Raw genomic sequence first — 7553 nt, forward strand, 5'->3', positions numbered from 1 at the left:
GTTGGCGGTGCGTACGAGACTCGAACTCGTGACCCCATGCGTGACAGGCATGTATTCTAACCAACTGAACTAACGCACCAACGTGTTTGTTCCTTTTTGTTTGCATCAAAAAACGAAGTGCGGTGCGTACGAGACTCGAACTCGTGACCCCATGCGTGACAGGCATGTATTCTAACCAACTGAACTAACGCACCAATACGACAAACTTGCTTAAAAGTTGTCAGCGTTTCGTTTTTTAAGCGAGTGCAAAGGTATGAATAATATTTGAAACTCCAAAATTTTTGCACACTTTTTTTCACAATATTTTCTGCAAAACTATTGCATCTGCATACTCCACTCCATCGAACAACCACTCTTTCAGTCTATTATGCGTTTGGAAGCCCTGACTAAAAAAAAGCGCCAGCGACGCCTTATTGTCCTCCGCAACCACGGCGTAGAGCTGATGAAGATGCAGAACACGCAACGAATAGTCGGCTATTCGGGCTATTGCGGCGGCGGCATATCCCTTGCGGCGATGCTTTTTCTGCACCACAATGCTCACTTCGGCACGCCGATGCTGCGCATTGAAGTCGAAAACATCTACCATTCCTATCTGCTCGCGTGCCTCGTTCTCCACAATCATGCGCACCTGTCCGTCGTGATAGATGTCGTTTGTAGAGTTGGCGATATAGTCGTGCAGCACATAGCGCGAATAAGGCACATTGGTATTGCCGATGTGCCACACCTCGCGGTCGTTCTCCATAGCGTAGAGCCATTCGAGATCTTCGGGTTCCATGGCGCGCAGCACCACTTTCGGCTGCTCCGTTGCGCCGGAAGCATTCAGCGACGGGTTCATCTGAGCACCTCCTCACTCGTTATTATTGTCTTCGTGGCAGGATTGTACGTGCCCATTAGTACGTTCTGCTGCGGATGTGCGGAGAAGATGTTGAATATCTGCTCGTAGCTGTACACCTCGGTGTCGTATGTAGCGAAGATGCGCTGATACGAACCGAAGTTCTGCCCCACATGTCCCTGCGGCAGCGTGTCGGCAGAAACTTTCAGGAACGCATAGTCGATGCCGTGGCGCTTAGCCAGGCGGTTGAAGTCGTTGAGATGCGACTTCCTACCGATGAATACGTAAAGGGTTGTGACACGCTTGCGCGGCTTCATGAGTCCGAGAACCTTGCGCGCACTGTGCATCTGCATGCCGACGAATGCCAGCAGAGCCTTGAAGCAGATGGCAATCTTAAGAGGCAGACTGACGAAGATGCTGAAATGGCCGTAGTGCTTGCGCATGAAGATGAGCATGGCATCGTAGAATACGTGAACGTAGCGGAACGACGAACGGTGAGTGCTCTCGCCCTTATAGTGCAGAATCTTGGCAGGTATGTACCAGTTCTCGTATCCGCCCTTTATCAGACGGAAAGAAAGGTCGATATCCTCGCCATACATGAAGAAATCCTCGTCGAGCAGCCCCACTCTATCCAGCGCCTCATGGCGCAACATGCAGAACGCTCCGCTGATAATCTCAATCTTGGCAGGTTCGTTCCACGACAGGTAGCTCATATAATAGCGTGCGAAGCGGCGGCTTTCGGGGTAGCGTGCGCAGAGTCCGCTCATCTTGTAGAAGGCTGTCATAGGCGTAGGCACACCGCGGCGCGACTCCATAGCCTTCTCGCCGTTGTCCTTAAGCATCATTACGCCGGCAGCTCCGGCCTTTTCGTGTGCATCCATGAACTGCAGCACGTCGCGTATGGTGTTCTCGCCTACGATGGTGTCGGGATTGAGCAGGAGCACATACTCGCCCGTGCATTGCTTTATGGCAATGTTGTTGGCGCGCGAGAAACCGAGGTTGCGGTTGCTGCTGATGATGTTCACGTCGGGGAACTTCTGCGTGAGATACTCCACGCTTCCGTCGTCCGAATGATTGTCAACTATATACACTTCGGTCTCTATACCGTCGACAGCTCTGAACAACGAGTGCAGACACTGCTCGATATAGAAACGCACTTTATAGCTGACTATAATGACAGATAGTTTCAATACGGTTTCTTATTTATCGTTTTCGACATCGCGCTTAGCCACTTCCGACTCGCATCTTGCTTTGGTCGGCATGACAAAGAAAAGGCACAGGAAAAGGATTATGCCCATATAGCCAAACGCCACGTTCATATACATATAATATAATAAGGTGTTAAGCACCATCGGCACGCAGAGCATCAGCAGACGGAGCGAGCCCCAGCTGAGCAGAGCCTCAGCCGACACAAGACGGCGGGCGATGCTGCCGAAGCGGAACAGACGCAACGCCACGGGAATGACGCAGATGGTGAGTAGCTCCATTACGGTAGCCCACACGAACTCCGCCGCACCCGTCGCGGTATGATACACGCCGTCGGGCAGTATGTCGGTCTCGAAAAGCAACACCATAGCCGCCGATATGCACAGCGAGACTATGAATATGGTGTTCAACACGTTGTATGTTCGTTTCATTGTTTGTTGATCATTGTTTGTTGATCATTGTTGTACGGTTGAGTATCGCTCTTCCGAGCGTCACTTCGTCGGTATATTCCAGTTCGTCGCCTACGGAGATGCCGCGCGCTATGACGCTTATCACAACGTCGTAGCCAGCAAGTTTGCGCGAAATGTAGAAGTTAGTGGTGTCGCCCTCCATTGTAGAGCTGAGCGCCAGTATCACCTCCTTCACTCCGCCTGCCGCAACGCGCTCCACGAGCGAGTCGATCTCTATATCGCTCGGGCCTACGCCGTCCATAGGCGAGATTATTCCGCCGAGCACGTGGTAGAGTCCGTTGTACTGCTGCGTGTTCTCCACAGCCATCACGTCGCGAATGTTCTCGACAACGCATATCGACGTGCTGTCGCGGCGTCGGTCGGAGCATATCGGACAGACGTCCGTGTCGCTGATATTGTGGCAAACCTTGCAGTGCTTCACCTCCTTGCGCAGACGGGTCACAGCAGTAGCGAATCCGTCTACCTCATCTTCGGTGCGGCGCAGCAAGTCGAGCACAAGTCGCAAGGCTGTCTTGCGACCTATGCCGGGCAACTTCGAAAACTCGCACACTGCCTTTTCAAGCAGTTGCGATGGGTACGCTCCCTCCATTATTTATTGAAGAGATAAATGCCGATTCCGAGACGAACGCCGAAGGTTGAGAAGTCCTTGTGGCACTTGAACGACTGGTCGTAGTAGACAGACGGCTCGATGGTAACGCTGCCGTTGAGGAAGTAAGCCCAGCCCGCCTCTATACCTGGCATAACATCGTTATAGTGCTTTCCGGCGTGTACATATTTTGCGCTTGCGCCCAAGAAGATGCCGTTCTGCTCGAAGTAGTAGCGTCCGCCTACGCCCAATGTGAACTTGGTGTCTACATCGTCATTCGACGAAATATCGCAACCTACCAATCCCTTAAGCATCCAGTCCTGCACAAGGAAGTAGCCGGCGTCTGCCTGCAGACCCAGATTGAGTTTCTTTGTGCCGTTGTAGCTGAGGTCGAGACCGGTAAGCGACGCACCGACATAAGCTTTATCTTTTTCAAACTGTGCATGGGCTCCTAAAGTTGTGAGAAGCGCCAGGGCAATTGTCATTAATTTCTTTTTCATAAGCAAAGTATTTATAATGCAAAAGTACATAATATATTTGACAAACGGAAAAATATAACTACCTTTGTGTTCAATAAACAACAGATTGGAAACCGAAAATGAAGCACTTTTATATACTTTTATTGTTTTTTATTTACTCGCTGCGCATCGCAGCATACACTTCCGACTCATTCGACCAGAACCGCATAGCGCCCAAGCACGAGGTGCGTGCCGTCTGGCTCACGACAATAGGCGGCATCGACTGGCCCCACTCCTACGCACAGACTTCTACATCCATAGAGAAACAGAAGAACGAGCTGCGCCGTATACTCAACCAGCTGCAGTCGGCGGGCATAAACACCGTGCTGCTGCAGACTCGCGTTCGCGGAACGGTGATCTATCCTTCAGCCATTGAACCGTGGGATGGTTGCCTCTCGGGTCGTCCGGGCGTGTCGCCAGGCTACGACGCGCTGCAGTTTGCCATCGACGAGTGCCACCGACGCGGCATGGAACTGCACGCCTGGATAGTGACAATGCCGTTAGGCAAGTGGGACGGACTGGGATGCAAGCAGCTTCGCAAGAAGATGCAGCGCAATATCATTAAGATTAAGGGCTACGGATACATGAATCCGGAGACGCAGCAGACAGCCGATTATCTTGCAAGAATCTGCGCCGAAGTGACACGCCGCTACGACATCGACGGCATTCACCTCGACTATATACGCTATCCGGAGGAGCTGCCGAAACTCAAGACCATGTCGCACGACGAAGGACGCAGGAACATTACACGCATCGTGCGCGCCATTTCGCAGCAGGTGAAGTGTCTGAAGCCGTGGGTGAAGATGAGTTGCTCGCCGGTTGGCAAATACTACAACACGAAGCGCTATTGGAGTCACGGATGGAACGCCTACGAGACGGTGTGCCAGGACGCCGTAGCATGGTTGCGCGACGGACTGATGGACGAATTGTTCCCGATGATGTACTTCCGCGACAACAACTTCTTCCCTTTCGCTCTCGACTGGAAGGAGCGCAGCCACGGACGCATCGTGGTGCCGGGTCTGGGCATCTACTTCATGTCGCCACGCGAAAAGAACTGGCCTCTGAGCGACATCACACGCGAGTTGGGCTTTCTGCGCAACAACGGCTTAGGACACGCCTACTTCCGCTCCAAGTTCTTCACCGACGACACGAAAGGCATATACCGCTTTGCGAAGAACGAGCTTTGTCTGTATCCGTCGCTCGTTCCGCCTATGACGTGGCAGTCGGCAGAGCGCCCGCAGAGCGCCTACAGCCTGCGCCGTGAGGATCGCGCCGACAACACCACCCTACTCTCGTGGCAGCACAACAGCAAAGACACCACGATGATGTTGTTCAACGTGTACGCATCGACAGAAAGCCCAGTGAACACCGACGACGCACGCAACATACTGGCTGTGCGCAGACAGAGCCGCGAGCTGATTGTGCCGCGCAATCAGCATCTGCATTACGCCATCTGCGCCGTAGACCGATACGGCAACGAGAGCGAACCGCTGCAGGAAGCCGGCGCCGGCGAGTTGCTCTACGCCGACGGCAGCGACAACGCAGCGTTCGGCAAGACGCTGCTTGCCTGCGACGGACAGAACGTAGAGGTGCCGGCTGCGGCATGTATGGCAGACACGGAGTTTCTGCTCGTAGAATCGCAGCTGGGCTGCGCCATAGCCGTGCTTCCCTATCTGTACGGCGCGTCTGCAAGCGTGAAGAACCTCCCCGACGGCATGTATGTGTTGCGCTCACTCAACAAGAAGGGCGTGAGCCATCGCCTCGGAACATTCATGAAACGACAATAAAGATATGTGGTTGGACACGTTTTTCCCACGCCGCTGCAAGCTGTGCGGATGCCGTCTTGCAGAAGACGAGAAGATAGTGTGCCTGAGTTGTGCAAGAAAGTTGCCATTAACAGACGACTGCCTTTCGCCTTACGACAACATCACGGCGCGTATGCTTTGGGGCCGTATGCCGATAGAAAGGGCTACGGCTCTGACGTACTACCATCCGGGGGCGTACAGCTCGTTGCTCATGTACAAACTGAAATACGGCAACGAGCCGGACATCGGCGTGTGGTTCGGAGAATATATGGCTAACTCGCTTATGCCCTACGGAGTGTTCGACGACATAGACATGGTTATTCCGCTGCCTATACATAAACGCCGCGAACGAAAACGTGGCTACAATCAGAGCCAAGAAATCGCACGCGGCATTGGTGATATATCAAGTATTAAGGTTCAGAACAACATCGTGGAGAGGTCGCGATATACCGTGAGCCAGACCAAACTGACGCACACCGACCGTACGAAGAACGTGAAAGGTGCTTTCACGCTGCTCCGTCCCGATGCTATAAGAGGAAAGCACGTTCTGCTTGTGGACGACATCATAACCACCGGCGCCACAATCGCAGCCTGCGCCAATGAGCTGGCTAAGGCTGAGGATGTGAAGATAAGCATTATGACCGTAGGCAGAACGCACTATATTTAGTTGTACATTCTTTTTTTATTATACGATGCCCTGCGCCATCATTGCCTTGGCTACCTTGAGGAAGCCAGCAACGTTTGCGCCGCGCACATAGTTGACATAGCCGTCGGGCTGCGTACCGTACTTCACGCAGTTGGCGTGAATTTCGTTCATTATATTATGGAGCTTAGCGTCCACTTCCTCGCTCGACCAGCGCAGACGCTCTGAGTTCTGGCTCATCTCGAGACCCGAAACTGCCACACCACCCGCATTTGCAGCCTTGCCAGGAGCATAGAGCAAGCCTGCCTCCTGGAACACCTTGATAGCTTCTGGCGTAGAAGGCATATTGGCGCCCTCGCTCACGGCGAACACACCGTTGGCTACGAGTGTGCGTGCGTCGTCGCCGTCGATTTCGTTCTGTGTAGCCGAAGGCAGAGCTATATCGGCCTTCTCGCTCCAAGGACGCGCACCGGCTACATACTTCACGCCGTATTCCTCGGCATACTCGCGGATACGACCACGCTCAACATTCTTCAACTCCTTCACGTAAGCAAGTTTCTCTGCGTCGATGCCGTCCGGGTCGTAGATGTAGCCGTCCGAATCGGACAGCGTTACGGGCACGGCGCCGAGCTGTATGAGCTTCTCTACAGTATACTGAGCCACATTGCCCGAACCGCTTACGAGCACACGCTTGCCCTTGAGTTCGATGCCGCGTGTCTTGAGCATGTTCTCGAGGAAGTAGACATTGCCGTAGCCGGTAGCCTCAGGACGTATGAGCGAACCGCCGAACTCCTGGCCCTTGCCGGTGAGCACGCCTACGAATGTGTGTGTGAGCTTCTTGTACTGACCGAACATGTAGCCCACCTCGCGACCGCCTACGCCGATGTCGCCTGCCGGAACGTCCTCGTCGGGACCGATGTGGCGGTAGAGTTCGTTCATGAACGCCTGGCAGAAACGCATAACCTCAGCGTTGCTCTTGCCGCGCGGCGAGAAGTCGGAACCGCCCTTCGCTCCGCCCATAGGCAGCGTGGTGAGCGAGTTCTTGAACGTCTGCTCGAAAGCAAGGAACTTAAGGATTGAGGGATTGACCGAAGCGTGGAAACGGATGCCGCCCTTGTACGGACCGATGGCGTTGTTGTGCTGTATGCGGTAGCCCATGTTGGTCTGCACGTTGCCCTTATCGTCTACCCATGTCACACGGAACGAAATGATGCGGTCGGGTATGCAAAGACGCTCTATAAGGTTTGCACGGTCGAACTCGGGGTGACGGTTGTACTCTTCTTCAATAGTGCTGAGTACCTGGCTCACTGCCTGGATGTATTCAGGCTCGTTTGGGAAGCGTTGTTTCAGACGCTCTACAGTTTCTAATGCGTTCATTGTATCCTTCGTTTTATCTTTTTATATTGCTGTCCGCTAAAACTCCAAAGAGAATAAAAACCCTGCCCGAAGTCCTTTAAAACTGGACTTCGGGTCTGTTTTTCCCAAAAGTAAGC

Annotated in this window: 8 protein-coding genes and 2 tRNA genes; 2 read left to right on the top strand and 8 right to left on the bottom strand. The window is 53.3% G+C overall.

The features are described 5' to 3' along the window. Nucleotides 1–2: 2 nt before the first annotated feature. The 7 genes from KTQ90_RS12070 to KTQ90_RS12100 form a co-directional block, all read right to left on the bottom strand. Nucleotides 3–79 (bottom strand) — tRNA-Asp (locus KTQ90_RS12070). A gap of 41 nt (nucleotides 80–120) precedes the next feature. Beyond that, nucleotides 121–194, bottom strand: a tRNA-Asp gene (locus KTQ90_RS12075). Between the two features lie 101 nt (nucleotides 195–295). Next, on the bottom strand, nucleotides 296–835 hold the full coding sequence (locus KTQ90_RS12080; RefSeq protein WP_217318640.1) for a GNAT family N-acetyltransferase: 540 nt from the start codon (nucleotides 833–835) through the stop codon (nucleotides 296–298). Then, the gene (locus KTQ90_RS12085) at nucleotides 832–2022 is read right to left on the bottom strand and encodes a glycosyltransferase (RefSeq protein WP_217318641.1); all 1191 of its coding nucleotides are present in this window, start codon (nucleotides 2020–2022) and stop codon (nucleotides 832–834) included. The genes KTQ90_RS12080 and KTQ90_RS12085 overlap by 4 nt, the downstream gene beginning before the upstream one ends. A gap of 9 nt (nucleotides 2023–2031) precedes the next feature. Next, nucleotides 2032–2469: a hypothetical protein gene (locus tag KTQ90_RS12090; RefSeq protein WP_217318642.1), complete on the bottom strand. Its 438-nt coding sequence runs from the start codon at nucleotides 2467–2469 to the stop codon at nucleotides 2032–2034. Nucleotides 2470–2479: 10 nt separating this feature from the next. Continuing rightward, on the bottom strand, nucleotides 2480–3097 hold the full coding sequence (recR, locus tag KTQ90_RS12095; RefSeq protein ID WP_217318643.1) for a recombination mediator RecR: 618 nt from the start codon (nucleotides 3095–3097) through the stop codon (nucleotides 2480–2482). Further along, a complete protein-coding gene (locus KTQ90_RS12100; protein WP_217318644.1) occupies nucleotides 3097–3594 on the bottom strand; it encodes a hypothetical protein in 498 nt (165 codons plus the stop codon). Before KTQ90_RS12100 ends, recR begins: the two co-directional genes overlap by 1 nt. 98 nt (nucleotides 3595–3692) lie before the next feature. On the opposite strand from KTQ90_RS12100, the gene KTQ90_RS12105 reads away from it, so the two are divergent. Both KTQ90_RS12105 and KTQ90_RS12110 read left to right on the top strand, forming a co-directional pair. Next, entirely contained in the window at nucleotides 3693–5399 is a 1707-nt protein-coding gene (locus KTQ90_RS12105) for a glycoside hydrolase family 10-like protein (RefSeq protein WP_217318645.1), read from the top strand. 10 nt (nucleotides 5400–5409) lie between these two features. After that, the gene (locus KTQ90_RS12110; protein WP_217318646.1) at nucleotides 5410–6084 is read left to right on the top strand and encodes a ComF family protein; all 675 of its coding nucleotides are present in this window, start codon (nucleotides 5410–5412) and stop codon (nucleotides 6082–6084) included. Between the two features lie 18 nt (nucleotides 6085–6102). Here the strand turns inward: KTQ90_RS12110 and KTQ90_RS12115 are convergent, their stop codons facing one another. After that, a complete protein-coding gene (locus tag KTQ90_RS12115; RefSeq protein ID WP_217318647.1) occupies nucleotides 6103–7437 on the bottom strand; it encodes an NADP-specific glutamate dehydrogenase in 1335 nt (444 codons plus the stop codon). Nucleotides 7438–7553: the final 116 nt, after the last annotated feature.

It is taken from the genome of Leyella stercorea (assembly GCF_019052365.1).
Lineage (GTDB): Bacteria > Bacteroidota > Bacteroidia > Bacteroidales > Bacteroidaceae > Prevotella.